This is a genomic window from Synechococcus sp. A10-1-5-1, assembly GCF_023115425.1.
In the GTDB taxonomy this organism is placed as follows: domain Bacteria; phylum Cyanobacteriota; class Cyanobacteriia; order PCC-6307; family Cyanobiaceae; genus Vulcanococcus.
In genome coordinates, this window is record NZ_CP096032.1 from 1,207,053 (window position 1) to 1,228,059 (window position 21,007).

Here is a 21,007-nt window from a genome sequence, read left to right on the forward strand (position 1 = left end):
GGGCAGCCTATGGCTGAATTGCGCGTAACCCCGACTTGTGCCGGAGACCGTGACGGAGCAGCAACATCAGCGCCCCTGGCACCTGGAGCGATCGGTTCTGCCACAACACACCGACCATGCCGGAGTGATGTGGCATGGCAGCTATCTGGCCTGGCTGGAGGAAGCCCGGGTGGAAGCCCTACGCCAGGCGGGACTTGCCTACAGCGACCTCTCAGAGCGCGGCCTGGAACTGCCGGTTGTCTCACTACAGATCGACTACCGGCAAGCCCTGCTGCATGGAGAATCCATTCGACTCGAGAGCTGGGTCCTTCCGCAACAGGGCGTCAAACTCCCATGGCGCAGCGTCTTCATCAAGGCAGATGGAAGCCTGGCCGCCGAAGCCCGCGTGGAGCTGGTCCTGGTGGACCTGAGCCAAGGCCCAGGGCAGAGGCGACTACTACGCAAGGCGCCTGACGACCTGCGGCAGGCCCTAGAGCGCCTGAGACAAGGCCCAGGCCCAGGCCCAGACTCACGGGTCTCGCTATAGTACAGAAGTACTGTCGCGATCGGGTATGGGCGAGGTCCTGCGAGGTCCCTTCTGCTCTGGCCAAGGCCGCAGTCGCGGCCTTGGCGCGGAACCCAGCGAGGCGCATCGCCTCTGGCGCTTGATCTGGAGCCGCTGTCCTGGCGTGGGCTGGCGAAGACTCGAACACCTCGAGAACCTCTTTGAAGATCTCGATCAGGCCTGGCAGGCCACCAGCCAAGAACTGGAGCATGCTCTCCGCGGAACCCAGGCCAGCACGCTGGATCTGGAGCGGATCGATGCCTATCGCCAACAGGTGGGGCCATCACCCGTCAGCCATCCACCAACCCCCGCGCAACGCCTGCAGTGGTCTGCCCGCCGCTGCCTACTCCCTGGAGACCGCGCCTTTCCAAGCTGCCTTGAGGAGATCGCGCAACCACCTCTGGCCCTGCATTGGGAGGGGCGGGGAAGCGTCTGGGCTGCACTGCGAGAACGCCAAGCCGTTGCCGTCATCGGGACCCGGCGCGCATCCAGACATGGCTTGGCCATGGCCCAGGCGGTCGGACGAACGCTCGCGCAGGGGGGCTGGCCGGTGCTGGCTGGCCTGACTGAAGGGGTTCAGGAGGCGGCCCATCAAGGTTGCCTGTCCGCTGGCGGGACACCCATCGCCATCCTTGGAACACCGCTCAATCAAACCTCGCCACGCACCTTGGCGCCTTTGCAAAAACAGATCTCCGCTGAGGGATTGTTGATCTCTGAATGGCCCAGGGGCACAGCGGTGCGGGCTGCTCACTTCAGCTTGAGAAAACGTCTTGAGACCGGCCTGGTTCAAGCCATGGTCCTGGTGGAATGCCCGCTGCAAAGCACGGCCCTCAAGACCGCACAGTTGGGCTGGGCTCAGGGAATCCCCCTCTGGGTGATTCCTGCGGATGCTGGACGGAGCAGTGCAGCCGGCAGCAATCGCCTACTGGGCCAAGGGGCCACACCTCTGCTCCTCCCCTCAGATCTGTTGAACCAGTTGGGAACCGGTCCGCTAGCGGTGTCCGGCGAAAGGTCCACAGCCCAGGAGCATGCTGGCCTGCTCAGCCGTCAGGCAACGCTGATGGCTGCCCTTGGCCAGGGGGCAAGCCTTGAGCAGCTCTGCCGGTCCCTTCGCCTCGACCCTGGGCAGATCAGTCAAGGGCTACTGCAGCTAGAGATGGCCGGACTGGTGCGCAGCGCTCCTGGCCTGTGGTGGCATCCCAGCTGAAGGGACGCTGCATAGGCTGAGCGCATGGGCGATTCGGTCACAGCTCAATCACTGCTGAACTGGCGGAAGACCATGCTCCGCCAAGGAGGAGAAGCCAGTGCGCTCGACTGGTTGCTGGATCTCAAAGGCGGGGTGCACTGGCCGCAGTTGCAAGCCCTCAGGCTCTACCCCGAATCGAAGGTGGCGCTGGAGCACAGGCTGGAAACGCTGGAGGAAATCTGGCAAGAGCACCTTGAACAAGGCAAACCCCTCCAGTACCTGGTCGGCCTGTGCCCCTGGCGGGATCTGGAACTGAAGGTGGCCCCTGGGGTTTTGATCCCCAGGCAAGAGACAGAGCTACTGATTGATCTGGCCTTGGCCTGCCTGAGACCTGATCAACAGCAATCACAAGTGAGCTGGGCTGATCTGGGAACCGGCTCAGGCTGCATCGCGATCGGGTTAGCCAAAGCACTGCCAAGCAGCAAGGGCTTCGCCGTTGATCGCTCGACCGCGGCGCTCAGGCAGACGGAGGAGAACGCCAGACGAATCCTCAACAGCAACAGCGTGGAGTTCAGAGAGGGTGACTGGTGGGATGCGATCCAGGACCAGTGGGGTCAGTTGGATCTGGTGGTCAGCAACCCGCCCTACATCCCTGCTGCGGTCTGGGCGGAACTCGAGCCGGTCGTGCGCGATCACGAACCTGAGCTGGCTCTCAATGGAGGGGCAGATGGCTTGGATGCCATTCGCAGGATTACGAGCGATGCCCTCCAATGCCTGGCGCCAGGGGGCTGGCTGCTTCTGGAGCACCACTACGACCAGAGCTCTGCTGTCCTGGGCTTACTGAAGGAAGCGGGATTGGTCAAAACCCAGGCCCACTCGGACTTAGAAGGAGTCCAACGATTCGCCAGGGCGCAGAAGCCTTCAGATCAGGAGGGTCCCTAGCCATGGAAGGCTGCCTCGATGAAGACCGCTTTGCCGCAGCGCTGCAGCAAGGCCAAGCCGGAGTCTTCCCCACCGACACACTGCCGGCCTTAGCCACCACACCGGAGCACGCCGCTCTGTTGTGGCGGATCAAGCGACGCCCCCAGAACAAGCCCGTGATCTTGATGGGCGCGGACGGCGAGCAGCTCTTCAGCAGCCTGGGCCTGGAACCCGAGCAGAGCTGGATCCAATTGATGGAACAGCACTGGCCCGGGGCCCTGACCCTGGTGGTGCCAGCGGGTGGCGAAAAGCTCGAGCTGCTCAATCCAGGTGGAGCCGCCCTGGGCCTACGGGTGCCGGACTGCGACCAGGCACGAAACCTGCTGCGCATCAGCGGCCCCTTGGCAACAACCAGTGCCAATCGATCCGGGGAGGAGCCCTGCAAAACAGCTGCTGAGGTGCAGCTGAAGTTCCCTGAACTCAACCGGTTGGCACCCGAACCATGGCCAAGCCCCTCAGGTCAGGCCAGCACTGTGATTGCGCTGGAGCCCGGGGGCAATTGGCGCTTGCTCCGCGCGGGTGCTGTGATGCCCAGAGAGCTCCTCAACTAACCGGCCATGGCTTGGTTGCCCCTGCTGCTGGTGGTCCTGCTGAGCGTGCACGAGTGGTTGTTTCAGCCACTGCTGGTCATCAGCGCTGCTCTGTTTGAGCTGAGGCCACTGCCTTGGCTGCTGCTTGCGGGCCTGGCCTGGCTGATGGCAGGAACCAGCTCATCACAAGGGCGTTAGTCCCTGCTGAGCAGCGTCGAGGTCAGGCACAAAAAAAGCCCCCGGCAGAGCCGGGGGCGCTTGGTCGTCCCTCAAGGGGAGCAAGTCAAGGGTTGATCGAAGGGATCAACCGAACTTGCCAGAGGTGGAGGCGATCAAGAAGGCGGCGTAGGTCACGAAGTAGCCCACTGTGAAGTGAGCCAGACCAACCACACGGGCCTGAACGATCGAGAGAGCCACAGGCTTGTCGCGCCAGCCCACCAGGTTGGCGAGCGGGGTGCGCTGGTGAGCCCAGACAATGGTCTCGATCAGTTCCTGCCAGTAACCGCGCCAGGAGATCAGGAACATGAAGCCGGTGGCCCAGATCAGGTGACCGAACAGGAACATCCAAGCCCAGACGGCGAGGTTGTTGCTGCCGAACGGGTTGTAACCGTTGATCAGCTGAGAGGAGTTGAGCCACAGGTAGTCGCGGAACCAGCCCATCAGATAGGTGCTGGATTCGTTGAACTGAGCCACGTTGCCCTGCCAGATGGCGAGGTGCTTCCAGTGCCAGTAGAAGGTGAGCCAACCCACGGTGTTCAGGGCCCAGAAGACAGCCAGGTAGAAGGCGTCCCAGGCACTGATGTCGCAGGTACCGCCACGGCCGGGGCCGTCGCAGGGGAAGGAGTAGCCGAAGTCCTTCTTGTCAGGCATCAGCTTGGAGCCACGGGCATCCAGAGCACCCTTGACCAGGATCAGGGTGGTGGTGTGCAGACCCAGGGCGATGGCGTGGTGCACCAGGAAGTCACCAGGGCCGATCTGCAGGAACAGATCGTTGCCACCGTCGTTGATGGCGTCCATCCAACCACCCATGTAGGCGGCGCTGGCATTGCTAGCAGCGCTAGCGCCATTGGAGAGGAGCACGTCGAAGCCGTACATGGCCTTGCCAGAGGCGGCCTGCACGAACTGTGCAAAGACGGGCTCAACCAGGATTTGCTTCTCGGGGGTACCGAAGGCCACAACCACGTCGTTGTGGACGTAGAGGCCAAGGGTGTGGAAGCCCAGGAACAGGGAGACCCAGCTCAGGTGGCTAATGATCGCTTCTTTGTGCTCGAGCATCCGAGCAAGAACGTTGTTCTTGTTGGCCTCGGGGTCGTAATCACGGATGAAGAAGATCGCACCGTGAGCGAAGGCACCGCACATCAGGAAGATGGCGATGTACTGGTGGTGGGTGTAAAGGGCAGCCTGCGTCGTGTAGTCCTTGGCGATGAACGCATAGGACGGCATCGAATACATGTGCTGAGCCACCAGGCTGGTCACAACGCCCAGGGAAGCCAGGGCCAGACCAAGCTGGAAGTGGAGCGAGTTGTTGATGGTGTCGTAAAGACCCTTGTGGCCAGCGCCCAAGTCACCAGGGGTGCCGTTGGGGGGGTTGTGGGCTTCGAGGATCTCGCGGATCGAGTGACCGATACCGAAGTTGGTCCGGTACATGTGACCGGCGATCACGAACAGACAGCCAATCGCCAGGTGGTGATGGGCAATGTCGGTCAGCCAGAGGGCCTCACTTTGGGGGTGGAAACCACCCAGGAAGGTGAGGATCGCGGTGCCAGAGCCTTCTGAGGTACCGAACACCTGATAAGCGGTGTCGGGGTTCTGGGCGTAAACGCCCCAGTTACCTGTGAAGAAGGGAGCCAGGCCTGCCGGGTGAGGCAGCACGTTCAGGAAGTTGTCCCAACCCACGTGTTGACCCCGGGATTCGGGGATGGCGACGTGGACCAGGTGACCAGTCCAAGCGATCGAGCTGAAACCGAACAGGACCGCGAGGTGGTGGTTCAGGCGGGATTCAGCGTTCTTGAACCAGGCCAGGGAAGGCCGGAACTTGGGCTGAAGGTGCAGCCAACCAGCGAACAAGGCCCAAGCCGACAGGATCATCATGAAGATGGAGCCCTGGTACAGCTCGGCGTTGGTGCGCATGCCGATGGTGTACCACCAGTGGTACACGCCGGAGTACGCAATGTTCACCGGGGAGGAGGCGCCTGCCTGGGTGAAGGCAGTGATGGCGCCTTGGCCGAAGTGGGGATCCCAGATCGCGTGAGCGATGGGACGGACATGCAGCGGATCGGCGACCCACTGCTCGAAGTTGCCCTGCCAGGCGACGTGGAACAGGTTGCCCGAAACCCAGAGGCCGATGATCGCAAGGTGACCGAAATGGGTGGAGAAAAGCTTTTGGTAAAGCTTTTCCTCCGTCATTCCGTCATGGCTCTCGAAGTCGTGAGCCGTGGCGATCCCGTACCAAATACGACGGGTTGTCGGGTCCTGTGCCAGACCCTGGCTGAACGAAGGAAATTTCGTTGCCATTGGGAAAGGTCAGGAGAGGTCAGCCGACCGCAATGATGCGGGCCAGGAAGAACGACCAGGTGGTCGCGATGCCGCCCAGCAGATAGTGGGCAACACCGACGGCACGGCCCTGGGTGATGGAAAGCGCCCGCGGCTGAATGGCGGGAGCAACCTTCAGCTTGTTGTGAGCCCAGACGATGGACTCAATCAGCTCTTGCCAGTAGCCGCGGCCACTGAACAGGAACATCAAGCTGAACGCCCAGACGAAGTGGGCACCAAGGAACATCAGACCGTAGGCACTGGTGGCGGAGCCATAGCTGTTGATCACCTGTGCGGCCTGAGCCCACAGGAAATCACGCAGCCAGCCGTTGATCGTGATGGCGCTTTGGGCAAAGTTGCCGTTGGTGATGTGGGACACGGAACCGTCAGCGTTGACGGTGCCCCACACGTCGCTCTGCATCTTCCAGGAGAAGTGGAAGATGACGATCGACAGGGAGTTGTACATCCAGAACAGGCCTAGGAACACGTGGTCCCAAGCCGACACCTGGCAGGTACCTCCACGGCCGGGGCCGTCGCAGGGGAAGCGGAAGCCGAGGTTCGCCTTATCGGGAACCAGGCGGCTGCTGCGGGCATACAAAACACCCTTCAGCAGGATCAACACCGTCACGTGAATCGTGAAGGCGTGGATGTGGTGGACCATGAAGTCGGCCGTTCCCAGGGGGATCGGACCGGCAGCAACCTTGCCGCCCACAGCAACCACGGTGCCGTTGAAGACCTCGCTGACGCCGGCGAGGGCGTTAGGTGCGGTGCTACCAGCAGCAGAGGCGTGCAGACCCTGAATCCACTGCGCGAAGACGGGCTTCAGTGCAATGGCGGAGTCACTGAACATGTCCTGGGGACGGCCCAGGGCACGCATGGTGTCGTTGTGGATGTAGAGGCCGAAGCTGTGGAAGCCGAGCCAGATGCACACCCAGTTCAGGTGGCTGATCAGGGCATCGCGAGCCTTGAGCACCCGATCGAGCACGTTGTCCACATGCTTGGCGGGGTCGTAGTCGCGAATCATGGCGATGGCGGCGTGAGCGCCAGCACCAACGATCAGGAAGCCACCAATCCAGGTGTGGTGGGTGAAGATCGACAGCTGCGTGGGGTAGTCGATGCCGATGTAGGGATACGCAGGCATCGCGTACATGTGCTGAGCAACGATGATGCTCAGTGAGCCCAGCAGAGCCAGGTTCACGGCCAACTGAGCGTGCCAGCTGGTGGTCATGAACTCGTAAAGGCCATCGTGACCTTTGCTGGCGGGGAACAGCAGGGGGTCGCCCTTCTGGCCCTCGAGGATCTCCTTGATGCTGTGGCCAATGCCCCAGTTGGTCCGGTACATGTGACCGGCAACGATGAAGAGCACGGCGATCGCCAGATGGTGGTGAGCGATATCGCTCATCCACATGCTGCCGGTCACAGGATTCAGTCCACCTTTAAAGGTGAGGAAATCGCTGTAAGCAGCCCAGTTGCCGGTGAAGAAGGCATTGATGCCTGCACCGAAACCTGGGAACAGCTGAGCCAGCAGGTCCTGGTTGAAGAACTCGTGGGGCAGGGGGATGTCCGCCACGGTGGCGATGGTCTTGCCATTGAGCGACAGCGGGCTGCCGGCATCGATGGCGTCCATCAGCGCGGTGGTGGGCAGAGACACATGGATCAAGTGACCCGCCCAGGACAAGGAACCCAGACCAAGCAGACCGGCCAGATGGTGGTTGAGCATCGACTCAACGTTCTGGAACCACTCGAGCTTGGGAGCTGCCTTGTGGTAGTGGAAGACGCCCGCATTGAGCATCAAACCGGCCATCACCAGAGCACCGATGGCCAGGGCCATGAGCTGGGTTTCAGTGGTGATGCCCCAGGCCCGCCACACGTGGAAGAGGCCTGAAGTGATCTGGATGCCGTGGAAACCGGCACCCACATCGCCGTTAAGGATTTCTTGGCCGAAGACAGGCCAAACCACCTGCGCACTGGGTTTCACGTGCGTGGGGTCGGCGAGCCAGCCGGAGAAGTTGGAGAAGCGAGCACCGTGGAAGAAGGCGCCGCTCAGCCAAACAAAAATGACAGCCAGGTGACCGAAGTGGGCCGAAAAAATCTTCCGGCTGACCTCTTCGAGATCGCTGGTGTGGCTATCGAAGTCGTGAGCGTTGGCGTGGAGGTTCCAAACCCAGGTTGTGGTTTTGGGACCTTTGGCAAGGCTGCGATCGAAATGGCCGGGCTTACCGAACAGTTCGAAGGTGGCCGGGTTGTTCACCCGGTCGACCTGGGCCTTCGCCGTTTTCCCACGCTCTGGTGGGCTGATGGTCATCGAGAGGTTCCTCGAGGGACGGGGTCGAGGTGGAGGTCCACCCTTCTGGCCAGGCAATTCGACGAATCAAAGAGCCGCCAGTGGAGCCACGGACGCAAGCCGGGAGCTCGCGCCATGGGCGCCGGGCCAAGAAAGCCTGTTACGACCGAGGCCGAAACCGCTCTTCCTGACTGGCGCTTTGGGCCCCAATACGGGGACCGCTGGCGGAAGTATAAAAGCGGAATCCAAGCCACTCGGCCTGGCAGTTACAAAGGTTCAACCCGGAGCCGAGCCAGTCAGGGACTGAGTTCTCACGGGAGCAAAGAATCATCAATTTTTCTCAGATTACCCCGCTCTTGTTAAGCAAATCAGGCCATTTCAAGGGATCTATTTATCGAGAATGCATTAGTCCTTCCGGTCAAATAGTCCGCAAACCTGCAGAATGTGTTCAGTCATTTGCCCGGACGAGTGGGGAGAGGCAATCGCATGTGCCAGTCAGCACTGAAGGCCATCTCGGCCGTGGTGCTTGCGGTGTTGCTCATGGTCACCAGTGGCTGCACATCCGGCGCCAGCGCAAGAGGGAGCAGGAGCGAGGTCTCCCCAGTCACAAGCTCAAAGCCGAGTGGACAGCTGCAGGAAGTTGCCCCACCAGGAGCAGTTCAACAACTAAGGGAAAGGTTGAACGACCGGGCACCACAGATCGACGTGTTGGCCCCCGCAAATGACAGCAGCCTTCCCGCCGGTCCCTGGACGCTGAAGCTCAACGTTCAGGACTGGCCCCTTTATGAAGACGAGACAAACGGGCTAGGCCCCCACCTGGTCGTCCAACTGGATGATCAGCCGCCCCTGCGGATTAACAGCAACACAGAGGCCCAGGCGATTGCCATGCCGGAGCTCAGCCCAGGCAGCCATCGCCTGACCGTGTTCGCCGCTCGGCCCTGGGGGGAGGTGGTCAAAGCACCCGGCGCCAGTCAGCAATTGCGCCTGCATCGGGTCGCCCGCAATCCATCTCAACTTCCCAGCTCTGGCTCGCCGCAACTGATTGCGGCCAGTCCTTCGGACCTGCAGCACAGCGAACCGGTTCTGATCGACTGGCTGCTGATCGACGCACCGCTGCAGCACCTCCGGGATGACGACGCCCGTTGGCGTCTGCGGGTCAGCGTCAACGGCGACAGCTTCCTGGTGGATCGGCAGACACCCCTCTGGCTCAAGGGTCTGAAACGGGGCAGCAATGCCGTTCAACTGGAACTGCTGGATGGACGGGGTGATCCCTTAAACCCGCCGTTTAACAGCGTGGTTCGTGAGGTGGTCATCGACGCCAGCCCCAAGCCCAGTTGGCAGCAAGCCAGTCTCAGCGCTGAAGCCCTCGCGGCCCTCAGTGGCACGCCGACACCCGAACCCGAGGCCAGCGGCGCCGTGATTCTTGAGAAAGCAACAGTCCCTCAGCCCGCACCGCCGTTACCTGCCGAACCGCAGGCGACTGAAATAGAACCCCCAGCAGTAGCTCCGGAGACTCCTGCGGCACCAGTCAGCGAGGCCCAGCCCGAGGTCGCCAAGACGGAACCCAGCCCAGAGAAGCCCGAGGAACCTCAACCCGCCGCAGAGACACGGACTACATCGCCGACTTCAAAGGACGAGGCCGAACCCACGCCAGCAACCAGTCCCAAGCTGACTCCCGCGCCGTCACCGGTCCCAGCGCCAGAACCTGATCCAAGCGCTGCCCCCGCGCCTGCTGCGACAGCGAGCACGGAGCCGCGAACGGCTCCCAGTAGTCGCCTGGGCGGTTCGGCCCGAGATTTGGTCAGTAGCGACGGCTCCCTGATCGAAGCCCAGCCCAAGGGCCCCTTTGGCGGCCTGAAGGCGAAGCTGGGTGGATGAACGACAGCCTGATTTGGGGTTTCAGCCTCAGCGCCAGCGGCCTGCCGCTGCTGCGACGCCTACTGCAATCAGGCGACATTGACCGTCTGGCCAGCCCGGCCAATGGCAGCCACTGGGAAAGCGGGGAACTGCAGACCCTGCTTCAGGCCAATTGGAGCGTGAGTCGTGCCTTTGTAGCCGTCGGGGCCTGCGGTGCCATTACCCGTCTGATCGCCCCTCAGCTCAGGGACAAAGCCAGCGATCCGGCGGTGGTCGTTCTCGATCCCAGCGGACGCTTTGCGATCCCCTTGCTTGGGGGACACGAAGCAGGCGGGGAGTCCCTAGCCCAGACCCTGGCGGCCCGCTGCCAGGGAGAAGCGGTGATCACCGGAGCCGCCCATAGCGAAGGCCGTGTCGCCCTGGACAGTTTCGGTCAAGCCTGGGGCTGGAAACGGAACGGCGGCCCCTGGAACGAGCTGATGAAGGCGATCGCCCGGGGGGAAGCACTGGCCAGCCAACACCTACAGGGGAATCCCCGCTGGCAAGAGCTCCCTGGCCTGGCCCCAGGGCAAGAGCAGGCCACACAGGAGCTCTCAGTTGGCATCACGGCAGAGCGAGGCTGCCGCTGGCACCCGCCCAGCGTTTGGCTGGGCATGGGCTGCGAGCGCAATACCAGCCTGAGCCTGCTGGAGCGCTGCTGCGACAGTTTGATCCAGCAACACCAGATCGCACCGGAAGCAATCGCTGGCTTGGCCAGTGCCGATCGCAAGGCCGATGAACCAGCGCTGCTGGAGCTGGCGGAACGTCGCGGCTGGCCCCTGCGCTGCTTCAGCGCTGAACGCCTGGCTCCTGTGGCTGTGCCCAACCCATCCGCGGTAGTGGCCGCAGAACTGGGGACGGCCAGCGTGGCAGAAGCCTCGGCCCTGCTCGCCGCGGGCCCTGAAGCGAGGCTGCTCGCGGAGAAACAGATCACCCGCGCCGAAGCCAAGGAGCAGGGGGCGGCGACCGCAGCATTAGCCCAGGCCGCAAGCCAGTGGGCACCCCATCGCGGCCAGCTGCACCTGATTGGCAGTGGGCCCGGACGCCTGGACCTCTTAACCCCCGACGCCAAAGCGGCCTTAAGTCAGAGCTGCGTCTGGGTGGGCTATGGGCTCTACCTGGATTTGCTCGAACCGCTGCGGCGGCCGGATCAACTACGCAGTGACGGGCAACTCACGCAGGAGCGGGAACGCTGCAAAGAAGCCCTGATACTGGCCTGCGAGGGACAGACCGTCTCCTTGATTTCCTCGGGTGACAGCGGGATCTACGGAATGGCCGGTCTAGCCCTGGAGCTCTGGCTGGAGCTAGATCCAGCCGATCGACCCAGCTTTGAAGTTCACCCCGGCCTCTCGGCCCTACAGGTCGCCGCAGCCCGGGCAGGGGCACCGTTGATGCACGACTTCTGCACCATCAGCCTGAGCGACCGTCTAACGCCCTGGGCTGTGATCGAAAAGCGCCTGGAGGCAGCGGCCGCAGGCGACTTTGTTGTCGCTCTCTACAACCCACGCTCCAAAGGCAGGGATTGGCAACTGGAGCGCGCCCAACAACTTCTACTCACCGGCAGATCCGAGACCACCCCTGTGGTCCTGGCGCGCCAACTGGGCCGCCCCGAAGAGCAGGTGACCCTGCACGAACTGGGCAGCCTTCCCATCGAGCAGGTGGACATGCTCACCCTGGTGATGGTGGGCAACAGCAGCAGCCGCGCAGAATCTGGCCGGATGGTTACCCCGCGGGGGTATCCAGGCGCTGAGCTGCAGTGAGAATCGGGATGACAGGATTCGAACCTGCGGCCCCTTCGTCCCGAACGAAGTGCGCTACCAAGCTGCGCTACATCCCGATGGGCGGAGTGTAGGAGATGGTGGCCCAGTCGCTTCCTAGAGTCAGCAAGCCCTTTGGTGCCTTCGGCGCGCTCAAGATCCCTTGCTGAAACCCGACTGGCTGCGCGTTAAAGCTCCCCAGCGGGAACGCATCGGTGAGGTGGCCGATCTGCTGCTGGATCTCAAACTCAACACCGTTTGCCAGGAAGCCAGCTGCCCCAACATCGGCGAATGCTTTGCCGGAGGCACAGCGACCTTTTTGATCATGGGTCCGGGCTGTACCCGGGCCTGCCCTTACTGCGATATCGATTTCGATAAGAGCGTTCGCAGCCTTGATCCGACCGAGCCCGAGCGGCTGGGCGAAGCCACCGCTCGGCTTGGCCTCAAGCATGTGGTGATTACCTCGGTGAACCGGGACGACCTCAGTGATGGCGGAGCCAGCCAATTCGTGGCCTGCATCGAGGCCGTTCGCCAGCGCTCTCCCCAGACCACCATCGAGCTCTTAATCCCCGATTTCTGCGGGGACTGGAACGCCCTGGCCACGGTCATGGAGGCCGGACCCGATGTCCTGAACCACAACATCGAAACCGTCCCCCGGCTCTACAAAAAAGCCAGGCCCCAGGGCATTTACGAACGCTCCTTGGAGCTGCTGCTGCAGGTGCGGGAGCGCTGGCCTAAGGCCTACAGCAAATCCGGGTTGATGGTGGGCCTGGGTGAGAGTGATGAGGAGGTCATGGAGACCCTGCAGGATCTGCGCGAGCACCGGGTCGACATCGTCACCATCGGCCAGTACCTCTCCCCAGGACCAAAGCACCTTCCGGTGGATCGCTTTGTCACCCCGGAGCAATTCGAGCGCTTCCGGCTCCACGGCGAGCAAGAGCTGGGCTTCCTGCAGGTGGTCAGCACTCCCTTGACCCGCAGCAGCTATCACGCCGGTGAGGTGCAGCGACTGATGCAGCTGCACCCTCGCTAGGGCTGGCTTAGGCCAGGGGTTCCAGTAGAAATTCGGCTTCCAATGCCTGGGCCTCGGGACTCTGGCCCAGCGCATCGAGGCGTTGATTCACCAGGCTCACAGGGGCGTCTAAGCGAACACAGTGTTCGAGCAAGGCCAGTGTCATCTGGCGAGCGAACAGCTGCTGAAAGGGTTGGGCGAACTCAGGAGGCATGGCTCCGTTGCAGGTGCCGGAACGCTATGGAAGGTCTCAACTTGCAGCGGTCGGGCCAGCCGAACCAAGGGGTGGGGTCAGCCGACCCCCTGGTGCAGCAACCGAACAAAATGGACGGTGAACCGGCGGCTTAGGCCGCCACCGCCTGCCGCTCAGCCAAGCCGACGTTGGCCTTCTCGCTGGGGGGGACGAGGACCTTGAAGCGCTCCTTCCAGCCGGACCAATCCGCGAGGATCGTGGCGGCCTTGGTGCTGCCGGTGGCTGCGACATGAGCCTCCAGCAGGGGCTTGAGCATGGCCTCCTGCTCCGGGGTACTGAGGGCACAGATCTCGACGATCTCGGGGTTCACCCGATCGCGCAGACCACCGGTCTCATCCAGAACAAACGTGACTCCACCGGTCATGCCGGCGCCGACGTTGCGGCCAGTGCTGCCGAGCACCACGACCACACCACCGGTCATGTATTCACAGCAGTGGTCGCCGGCACCTTCCACCACGGTCTTGGCACCACTGTTCCGAACAGCGAAGCGTTCGCCGGCGCGGCCGAGGGCGAAGAGCTCACCGCCGGTGGCGCCGTAGAGGCAGGTGTTCCCGAGGATCACCTGGGCACCGGGATCATTGCCGCCCGCAGGGGGAACCACGGTGAGGCGACCGCCATTGATGCCCTTGCCGACGTAGTCGTTGGCTTCACCCACCAGGCGCACATTCATGCCCTGAACGGTGAAGGCACCGAAGCTCTGACCAGCAGCGCCCTCATAGGTGAGGTCGAGCTGGCCCTTGAAACCGGTGTTGCCATGGCGTGCCGCGATCTCACCGCCGAGGCGGGCGCAGACGCTGCGATCGGTGTTGATGATCGGCAGGGTCCGGGCCAGCTGGCCTTGGTTCTCGATGGCGGCCATCAGCTCGGCGTCAGCCAGCAGCTGATCTTCCAGGATCACGCCGTTGCCATGGGCTGCCTCGGCATGACGCAACCAGCCGCGATCAGCCGCCTGAGGAATGGGATCCAACAGGCAGGAGAGGTCGAGGGCCTTGGTTTTGGCCAACTGCACGGCGCGGGGCTTCAGCAGATCCGAGCGGCCGATCAGGTCCTCCAGGCGGGCCACGCCCAGGACGCTCATCAGCTGACGCACCTCCTCAGCCACAAACAGGAAGAAATTGACCACCTGCTCCGGCAGACCGGTGAAGCGCTTGCGCAGGGCTTCCTTCTGGGTGGCCACCCCGACCGGGCAGTTATTGGTGTGGCAAACGCGGGCCATGATGCAGCCCTCGGCGATCATCGCGATCGAACCGAAGCCATATTCCTCAGCACCCAGCAGGGCCGCAACCACCACATCCCAGCCGGTCTTGAGGCCGCCGTCGGCCCGCAGCAACACGCGATCGCGTAGGCCGTTCTCGAGCAGGGCCCGGTGCACCTCGGTCAAGCCGAGTTCCCAGGGACCGCCAGCGTGCTTAATCGAGCTCAGGGGCGAGGCGCCGGTGCCACCGTCATGGCCAGAGATCTGGATGACGTCAGCATTGGCCTTGGCGACACCCGCCGCAATAGTGCCAATGCCGATCTCGGCCACCAGCTTCACGCTCACCTTGGCGGCGGGGTGCACCTGGTGCAGGTCATGAATGAGCTGCGCCAGATCTTCGATTGAATAGATGTCGTGGTGGGGCGGGGGTGAGATCAGAGCCACCCCAGGCTTGCTGTTGCGCAGCCAGGCGATGTAAGGGTCGACCTTCGGACCCGGGAGCTGTCCGCCTTCACCGGGCTTCGCGCCCTGAGCCACCTTGATCTCGAGCTGCTTGCCACTGCGCAGGTATTCGGGGGTGACCCCGAAGCGACCCGAGGCGATCTGCTTAATCGCCGAGCAGGCCGTATCGCCATTGCGGAGCCCCTTGATCGAGGGCAAGGTGGCCGAGAGGCCCTCCGCATTCACGTCGCCGAGGACGTTGAAGCGTGCTGGGTCTTCACCACCCTCACCGCTGTTGCTCTTACCGCCGATGCGGTTCATGGCCACCGCCAACACCTCGTGGGCTTCGCGGGAGAGCGCACCCAGGCTCATGCCGCCGGTGCAGAAGCGCTCACAGATGCTCTCGATGCTCTCGACCTGATCGAGGGGAAGCGGCGTGGCGGCGGGCTGCAGTTCCAGCAGATCCCGCAGGGCCGTGACCGGACGGTTCTCCACAAGGGTCTTGTAGGTGGAGAAGTGGTCGTAACCAGGGCCCTGCTTGATGGCGGCGTGGAGCGCCTTGGTCATCTCCGGGCTGTTGAGGTGGTACTCGCCGCCCGTGCGGTACTGCACAAAGCCCATGAACTCGAGCTTGGTGCGATTGAGTTCTGGGAAGGCCTTGGCGTGGAAAGTCAGGGTCTCGCTCGCCAATTCCGCCAGGCTCAAGCCAGCCACACGGCTGGTGGTGCCCTTGAAGGCCCGCTCAATCAGATCCGCACCGACACCGATCGCCTCGAAGATCTGAGCGCCGTGATAGCTGGCCAGCAGGGAAATGCCGATCTTGGAGAGGATCTTGCGCAGACCGTCTTCCAGGGCCTTGCGCACATTCGCCTGGACCTGATCTGGGGTGAGGGCCGGCAGTTTGCCCCGTTCGATCAGCTTCTGGGTCTTGGGATGAGCCAGCCAATGGCGGGTGGTCTCCCAGGTCAGCCAGGGGCAGACCGCGCTGGCGCCATAGCCAATCAGGCAAGCCAGATGGTGAGTGCTCCAGCACTGGGCGGTTTCAGCCACCAGGGAGGTCTGCAGCCGCAGACCTTGCTTCAGAAGGTGATGGTGAACCGCACCAACCGCCAGCAGGGGCGGGATATAGGAGGTCGTCGCCGTGATCCCACGGTCGGAGAGCACCAGGATCTGGTTGCCGCTGCGCACTGCGGCTTCCGCGTCACTGCAGAGCTGGGCCAGCGCCACCTCTAGGCCAGCTGGTCCGCCGCTGATCGGCATCAGGGTCGAGAGGGTGCGGCTCGCAAGTCCCTGTTGGGTGGCTGCCGCCAGCTCGGCCTCGTTGAGGATCGGGCTGTTGAGATGCAGAACCTCTGCAGCTGAAGCATCGGGCTTGAGGGGGGAGCCCCGCTTACCCAGGTGCATCTCCAGGCTCATCACCAGCTTCTCCCGCAGGGGATCAATCGGCGGGTTGGTGACCTGAGCGAAGCGCTGTTTGAAGTAGTCGTAGAGCAGGTGGGGCTTATCGGAGAGCACCGCCAAGGGGATGTCATCGCCCATGCAGTAGGTGGGCTCCTTGGCGGCACCGGCCATGTCCTCGATCACCAGATCGAAGTCCTCGGCGGTGAAGCCAAAGGCAGTTTGCTGCTGCAGCAGCTCGAGATCCCCCAGCTCTCGCTCCTGCATCCAGGGCAAAGCGCTCAAGGTGCGGCGATGCTCAGCCAGCCACTGGCCATAGGGGTGACGCGACGCCACCTCCTGCTTGACGTCCCAGTTGTGGAGCAGACGGCCGTTCTCGAGGTCGACAGCCAGCATCTGGCCGGGGCCAAGACGCCCCTTCTCGATGATCCGGCTTTCTTCGAGCTCCACAACACCGGTTTCAGAGCCCATCACCACAAAACCGTCATTGGTGATGCAGTAACGGGCGGGCCGCAGACCGTTGCGGTCCAGGGTGGCGCCGACGCTGCGGCCATCGGCAAAGACCAGCAGGGCTGGACCATCCCAGGGTTCCTGGGTGCAGGCCGAGTACTCGTAAAAGGCTGTGACCTCTGGCTTATCCGCCAGGGCAGGCTGATCGCGGAAGGCCTCCGGCACAAGGGTGAGCAGGCTCTCGGTGATCGGGCGACCACTGCGGACCAGCAGCTCCAGGGTTGCATCGAGGTTGGCGGAGTCGCTGAAGGCGGCATTCACCACCGGCTTGAGGTCAGCAGCGGCATCGCCCCAAACCGCATCAAGGTCCGCTTCGGCGGCCCGAGCCCAGTTCAGGTTCCCCAGCAGGGTATTGATCTCCCCGTTGTGGCCGAGCAGACGCATCGGCTGGGCCAGGGGCCAGCGAGGCAGGGTGTTGGTGCTGAAGCGACGGTGATAGACCGCAAAGCTCACTGCAAAGCGCTCATCGCGGAGGTCGCCATAGAAGGCGGAGAGAACCTCCGAGCGAACCATGCCCTTGTAGACGACGGTCCGACCGCTCAGCGAGGCGAAGTAGAGGTCGCTAGGCACCGCACCCCAGACGCTGCGGGCGCGATCACCACAGCGGCGCCGCAGACGGAAGAGCAACGCTTCGAGGGCATCGCCGTCGCACTCCGCGGAGAGCAGCCACTGCTCAATCACCGGAGCAGTCCCGCGGGCCAAAGGACCCAAGACGCTGGGGTCGACGGGGACCGCGCGCCAGCCCAGGCTGCGCAACCCCAAGGACTGTGCTTCCTCGTCGCAAAACGCTTTGGCCTGATCGCGCTTGCCGGCCTCGGCAGGCAAGAACACCATGCCCAAACCCCGAGTGGCGCCGGATGTGCCGGCGGCTTCAGGCCAGACCGCCTCGAGATAGGACCAAGGAATGCCGCAGAGAACGCCTGCACCATCGCCAGAGTCGCCGTCGCCGCCGCAGCCGCCGCGGTGCTCCATGCAGTCCAGGCCACGCAGGGCCTGCTTCAGCACCCAGTGGCTGGTCTCACCCTTGAGGTTCGCCAGGAAGCCAACGCCGCAAGCGTCCTTCTCGCCAGCCACCTCGAGCGGAGCGGGGCTGTCGCAATGGGGCCAAACAGGACGAGAAGACAGCGGCATAGCCCAGCGACAACAGGTCTATCGGTAGTAACGAAGCAGCCGGGTCGACGGCCTGTTCTGAAGGCCTTCAGTCCCGCCGAACCGAACGGAAGGCGACGAATCGCCCTAAACCGCGGTCCCGCTGCGAACTTCTGAATCTAAAAGCTGGACCACCTTCAGCGAAAGTCAGTCCTGGCGGAGCGCCGCAACCTCGCTAGCGTTTCTGGACCCAGTGGGCTGCTTCATGGCATTGATGCCCGTTCTGGCAGCCCTGCATCCGGGAATTCCGCTGCTCCCGCCGCCGCCTCTGCCCGCCGAGGAGAGGCCGATTCGGCAAGCGGAAGGGTCCCTGGTTCGATCCAATGGCCTGACCCAACCAGCCCGCTGGCGCATCGAGCGTGGCGAACTGTGGCTCACCCTCGAATTTCTCGAGAACCAACTCGGAGTCCATCGCTCCAGCGGCGAGAGAGGCAGCCTGCAGCTGGAGTGGTTTGGTACCGAGATCAGCCTCTCCTCGAGACGGCAGAAGTCCCTCGGGGATGAAGTCGCCGTTCCCGTCAGTGATCTGATGCGCCGGGTTGGCGTCCGCTTTGCGCCGTTTGGGAAAAAAGAACTGAGCTTGGAGCTGCCCGCCCGTCCGCTTCAGGCGGTGCGCGCCCGGGACAACGGGATCAGCGGCAAGCGGGTGGTGCTGGACCTCAGCGCCCCGGCCCTAGTACGCAGCGACGATGGCCAACTGGCCATAAGTGCCGACAGCAACCGAGAGCAGCTGCAGCAACTCGCACGGCTGGGGCTGAACCCCCGCCAAGAGCGGGGCTGGCTGCTGCTGAAAGCAGATGGAGAGCGTCTGACCCTGGGGCGCCCTTGGCGCCTGGTCCTCGACCTACCCGGTGACACCGCCCTCAGCACCCTCAATCGGCCCAGCGCCAATGCAAAGAACACCGCCCTGGCAACGCTGCAACGCCAAGGCCTGGTGCTCAATCGAACGGTCGGCCGCATCGGCAACCGCCAAGTTCTGATCAACAGCGTCCAGCTCGACCCCCGCCGGGTGCCTGTCGATATCCGCCCCCTGAACCGCCCTAACGGGATGAAGGGACTGAGCAGCCTGAGTCAGCTGGCCCGCAATGAATCAGCCCTGATTGCGATCAATGGAGGGTTCTTCAATCGGGTCAACCGGCTTCCCTTGGGGGCACTGAAAGACAACGGGCAATGGCTCTCAGGACCAATCCTGAACCGGGGGGCCGTGGGCTGGGGTGATGGTGAACTCCCTGAGTTCGATCGTCTGCGGCTCCAGGAGAGCGTGCTGGATCAACGCCAACAACGTCTGTCACTGGTCAGCCTCAACAGCGGCTATGTCCGAAAGGGAGTAGCTCGCTACACCGAGGACTGGGGGCCTCGCTATCAACCCTTAACGGGTCAGGAGCTGGGCTTCGTGCTCCGCGATGGCGTGGTGCAACAGCGCATCGAAGCCATTCCCCAACCCGGGGTCCCGCTGCGCACCGGTGACGTGCTCTTGGTGGCCCGGGGCGGAGTCAAGGTCGACTGGCAGCCGGGGGAGCGACTGGTCCTCAGCAGCCGCTCGACGTCCATCGTTGGAGACAAACCCTTTGTTGTCGGCGGCGGACCGCTGCTGTTGCGTTCAGGGCTCGTGGCACTCAATGGCCAGGCGGAAGGGTTCAGCCCAGGCTTCATCCGCCAGGGGGCGCCGCGAACCGTCATTGCCAGCGATGGACGCCAGCTCTGGCTGATCACCCTGCAAGGGGTGAACAATGCCGGTCCGACCTTGATGGAGACGGCCTTGCTGCTGAAGCAACAAGGTCTCAAGGAGGCCCTGAACCTCGACGGTGGCAGCTCCACCGGCTTGGTCCTTGCGGACGTTCAAACCGTGAAGGGGCGCGGGATTGCCGGATCGGTGCACAACGGCATTGGACTGATCCCCCGCATACCGCTACCGATGCCGAACCGCCCACCCGCAAGGCTGGCCTCCAGCCCGCCCTGACACACTGATTCGACCCAGCCATTCTTTTGCCATGCCCAAGGGCCAAGGCATGCAAGTCACCGCAGCGGCTGCCGCAGAGCTCGGCCGCCAAGCGGCCGTCGCCGGCACCCCGGGGATGATGCACCTTGACCTGGTGGATGGCAGCTGCGAGCGCTGGGTGATTCGCATCCGTCCCGGCCGTCTGGCAGGCGTTCCCGTGGCACGCGCCGATGGGATCACGCTGTTCGCCCCCGGCGACCAGGAGGAGCGACTCAACACCCTCGAGCTCGACTATCGCGGTGATCTCAGCGGGGGCGGATTTCTGATCCGCACCGGCCGTGACCACCGCGTTTGCGCTTGTGGTGCGGCCTTTGGCCCCGCTGACGAACCCTCTCCGGGTAGCAGCACCTCGACAAAGTAATGTGGCGGATTGTCGAAACGGTCGGCTCCCCGACCTCGCTTCCGGCCCCTCGAAAACTCCCGGCCCTCGATGCCCACGATTCAGCAGCTGATCCGCAGTGAGCGGACGCGCCTTACCCGCAAGACCAAGTCGCCCGCACTGCGCTCCTGCCCTGAGCGCCGTGGTGTCTGCACCCGCGTTTACACCTCAACCCCCAAGAAGCCCAACTCGGCTCTGCGGAAGGTGGCTCGTGTGCGCCTGACCTCCGGCTTCGAGGTGACCGCCTATATCCCCGGTATCGGCCACAACCTTCAGGAACACTCCGTGGTGATGATCCGCGGCGGTCGTGTGAAGGATCTGCCCGGCGTCCGCTACCACATCATTCGCGGCACCCTGGACACCGCTGGTGTGAAAGACCGTCGTCAGTCCCGCTCCAAGTACGGCGCCAAAACCCCCAAGGATTGATCTCCTTCGACGTTCGTTTCTGACTTCCTCCCCTTAGCTCTATGTCACGCCGCAACGCCGCTGAGAAGCGCCCGGTTCTCCCCGATCCTCAGTTCAACAGCCGTTTGGCAACCATGATGGTTGCTCGGCTGATGAAGCACGGCAAGAAGTCCACCGCCCAGCGGATTCTTTCCGACGCCTTCACGCTGATCAACGAGCGCACCGGCAGTGACGCCCTCGAGCTGTTCGAGACCGCAGTGAAGAACGCCACTCCCCTCGTGGAAGTCCGCGCTCGTCGCGTCGGTGGTGCCACTTACCAGGTGCCCATGGAAGTACGCCAGGAGCGCGGCACCGCCATGGCCCTGCGCTGGCTGGTCAACTTCTCTCGCGCCCGCAACGGCCGCAGCATGGCCCAGAAACTGGCTGGCGAACTGATGGATGCCGCCAACGAAGCTGGCAGCGCCGTCCGTAAGCGGGAAGAGACCCACAAGATGGCCGAAGCCAACAAGGCCTTCGCCCACTACCGCTACTAAGCCTCACCGGCAGGGCCGCGAGC

At 63.3% G+C, this 21,007-nt stretch carries 16 protein-coding genes and 1 tRNA gene; 12 read left to right on the forward strand and 5 right to left on the reverse strand.

Annotated elements, in window-relative coordinates:
- Positions 1-37: 37 nt before the first annotated feature.
- From MY494_RS06670 to MY494_RS06690, 5 genes are read left to right on the forward strand one after another with little or no spacing between them, the layout of a single operon-like run.
- The gene (locus MY494_RS06670) at positions 38-526 is read left to right on the forward strand and encodes an acyl-CoA thioesterase (RefSeq protein WP_247909473.1); all 489 of its coding nucleotides are present in this window, start codon (positions 38-40) and stop codon (positions 524-526) included.
- A gap of 25 nt (positions 527-551) precedes the next feature.
- Complete coding sequence (locus tag MY494_RS06675; protein WP_247909474.1) at positions 552-1,751, forward strand: DNA-processing protein DprA; 1,200 nt, start codon at positions 552-554, stop codon at positions 1,749-1,751.
- A 24-nt stretch (positions 1,752-1,775) separates the two neighbouring features.
- Positions 1,776-2,672: a peptide chain release factor N(5)-glutamine methyltransferase gene (gene prmC / locus MY494_RS06680; protein WP_247909475.1), complete on the forward strand. Its 897-nt coding sequence runs from the start codon at positions 1,776-1,778 to the stop codon at positions 2,670-2,672.
- Positions 2,673-2,674: 2 nt separating this feature from the next.
- Entirely contained in the window at positions 2,675-3,262 is a 588-nt protein-coding gene (locus tag MY494_RS06685; protein WP_247909476.1) for an L-threonylcarbamoyladenylate synthase, read from the forward strand.
- Between the two features lie 6 nt (positions 3,263-3,268).
- On the forward strand, positions 3,269-3,439 hold the full coding sequence (locus tag MY494_RS06690; RefSeq protein ID WP_247909477.1) for a hypothetical protein: 171 nt from the start codon (positions 3,269-3,271) through the stop codon (positions 3,437-3,439).
- Between the two features lie 105 nt (positions 3,440-3,544).
- On the opposite strand, the gene psaB is transcribed toward MY494_RS06690, so the two are convergent.
- Entirely contained in the window at positions 3,545-5,755 is a 2,211-nt protein-coding gene (psaB, locus tag MY494_RS06695) for a photosystem I core protein PsaB (protein ID WP_247909478.1), read from the reverse strand.
- Positions 5,756-5,774: 19 nt separating this feature from the next.
- On the reverse strand, positions 5,775-8,078 hold the full coding sequence (gene psaA / locus MY494_RS06700) for a photosystem I core protein PsaA (protein ID WP_247909479.1): 2,304 nt from the start codon (positions 8,076-8,078) through the stop codon (positions 5,775-5,777).
- 684 nt (positions 8,079-8,762) lie between these two features.
- Between psaA and MY494_RS06705 the strand changes: the two genes are divergently transcribed.
- Together MY494_RS06705 and cobJ are read left to right on the forward strand one after the other, a co-directional pair.
- Positions 8,763-9,935, forward strand: coding sequence for a hypothetical protein (locus tag MY494_RS06705; RefSeq protein ID WP_247909480.1), 1,173 nt, complete (start codon positions 8,763-8,765; stop codon positions 9,933-9,935).
- Complete coding sequence (gene cobJ / locus MY494_RS06710) at positions 9,932-11,713, forward strand: precorrin-3B C(17)-methyltransferase (RefSeq protein WP_247909481.1); 1,782 nt, start codon at positions 9,932-9,934, stop codon at positions 11,711-11,713. Before MY494_RS06705 ends, cobJ begins: the two co-directional genes overlap by 4 nt.
- A 3-nt stretch (positions 11,714-11,716) precedes the next feature.
- On the opposite strand, the gene MY494_RS06715 is transcribed toward cobJ, so the two are convergent.
- Positions 11,717-11,790, reverse strand: a tRNA-Pro gene (locus MY494_RS06715).
- Between the two features lie 83 nt (positions 11,791-11,873).
- Here MY494_RS06715 and lipA point away from each other — a divergent pair.
- Positions 11,874-12,743: a lipoyl synthase gene (lipA, locus tag MY494_RS06720; RefSeq protein ID WP_247909482.1), complete on the forward strand. Its 870-nt coding sequence runs from the start codon at positions 11,874-11,876 to the stop codon at positions 12,741-12,743.
- A gap of 7 nt (positions 12,744-12,750) precedes the next feature.
- Here the strand turns inward: lipA and MY494_RS06725 are convergent, their stop codons facing one another.
- Both MY494_RS06725 and gltB read right to left on the reverse strand, forming a co-directional pair.
- Positions 12,751-12,936 (reverse strand): hypothetical protein, encoded by a 186-nt coding sequence (locus MY494_RS06725; protein ID WP_247909483.1) that lies wholly within the window; start codon positions 12,934-12,936, stop codon positions 12,751-12,753.
- A 130-nt stretch (positions 12,937-13,066) separates the two neighbouring features.
- A complete protein-coding gene (gene gltB, locus MY494_RS06730; RefSeq protein ID WP_247909484.1) occupies positions 13,067-17,650 on the reverse strand; it encodes a glutamate synthase large subunit in 4,584 nt (1,527 codons plus the stop codon).
- A gap of 232 nt (positions 17,651-17,882) precedes the next feature.
- Between gltB and MY494_RS06735 the strand changes: the two genes are divergently transcribed.
- From MY494_RS06735 to rpsG, 4 genes are all read left to right on the forward strand, one after another.
- A complete protein-coding gene (locus MY494_RS06735) occupies positions 17,883-19,628 on the forward strand; it encodes a phosphodiester glycosidase family protein (protein ID WP_247909485.1) in 1,746 nt (581 codons plus the stop codon).
- Between the two features lie 31 nt (positions 19,629-19,659).
- Positions 19,660-20,028, forward strand: coding sequence for an AIR synthase (locus MY494_RS06740; RefSeq protein ID WP_247909486.1), 369 nt, complete (start codon positions 19,660-19,662; stop codon positions 20,026-20,028).
- A gap of 69 nt (positions 20,029-20,097) precedes the next feature.
- Positions 20,098-20,472 (forward strand): 30S ribosomal protein S12, encoded by a 375-nt coding sequence (gene rpsL / locus MY494_RS06745; protein ID WP_010314630.1) that lies wholly within the window; start codon positions 20,098-20,100, stop codon positions 20,470-20,472.
- Positions 20,473-20,513: 41 nt separating this feature from the next.
- Positions 20,514-20,984, forward strand: coding sequence for a 30S ribosomal protein S7 (gene rpsG, locus MY494_RS06750; RefSeq protein WP_010314628.1), 471 nt, complete (start codon positions 20,514-20,516; stop codon positions 20,982-20,984).
- The last annotated feature ends 23 nt before the right edge of the window (positions 20,985-21,007 follow it).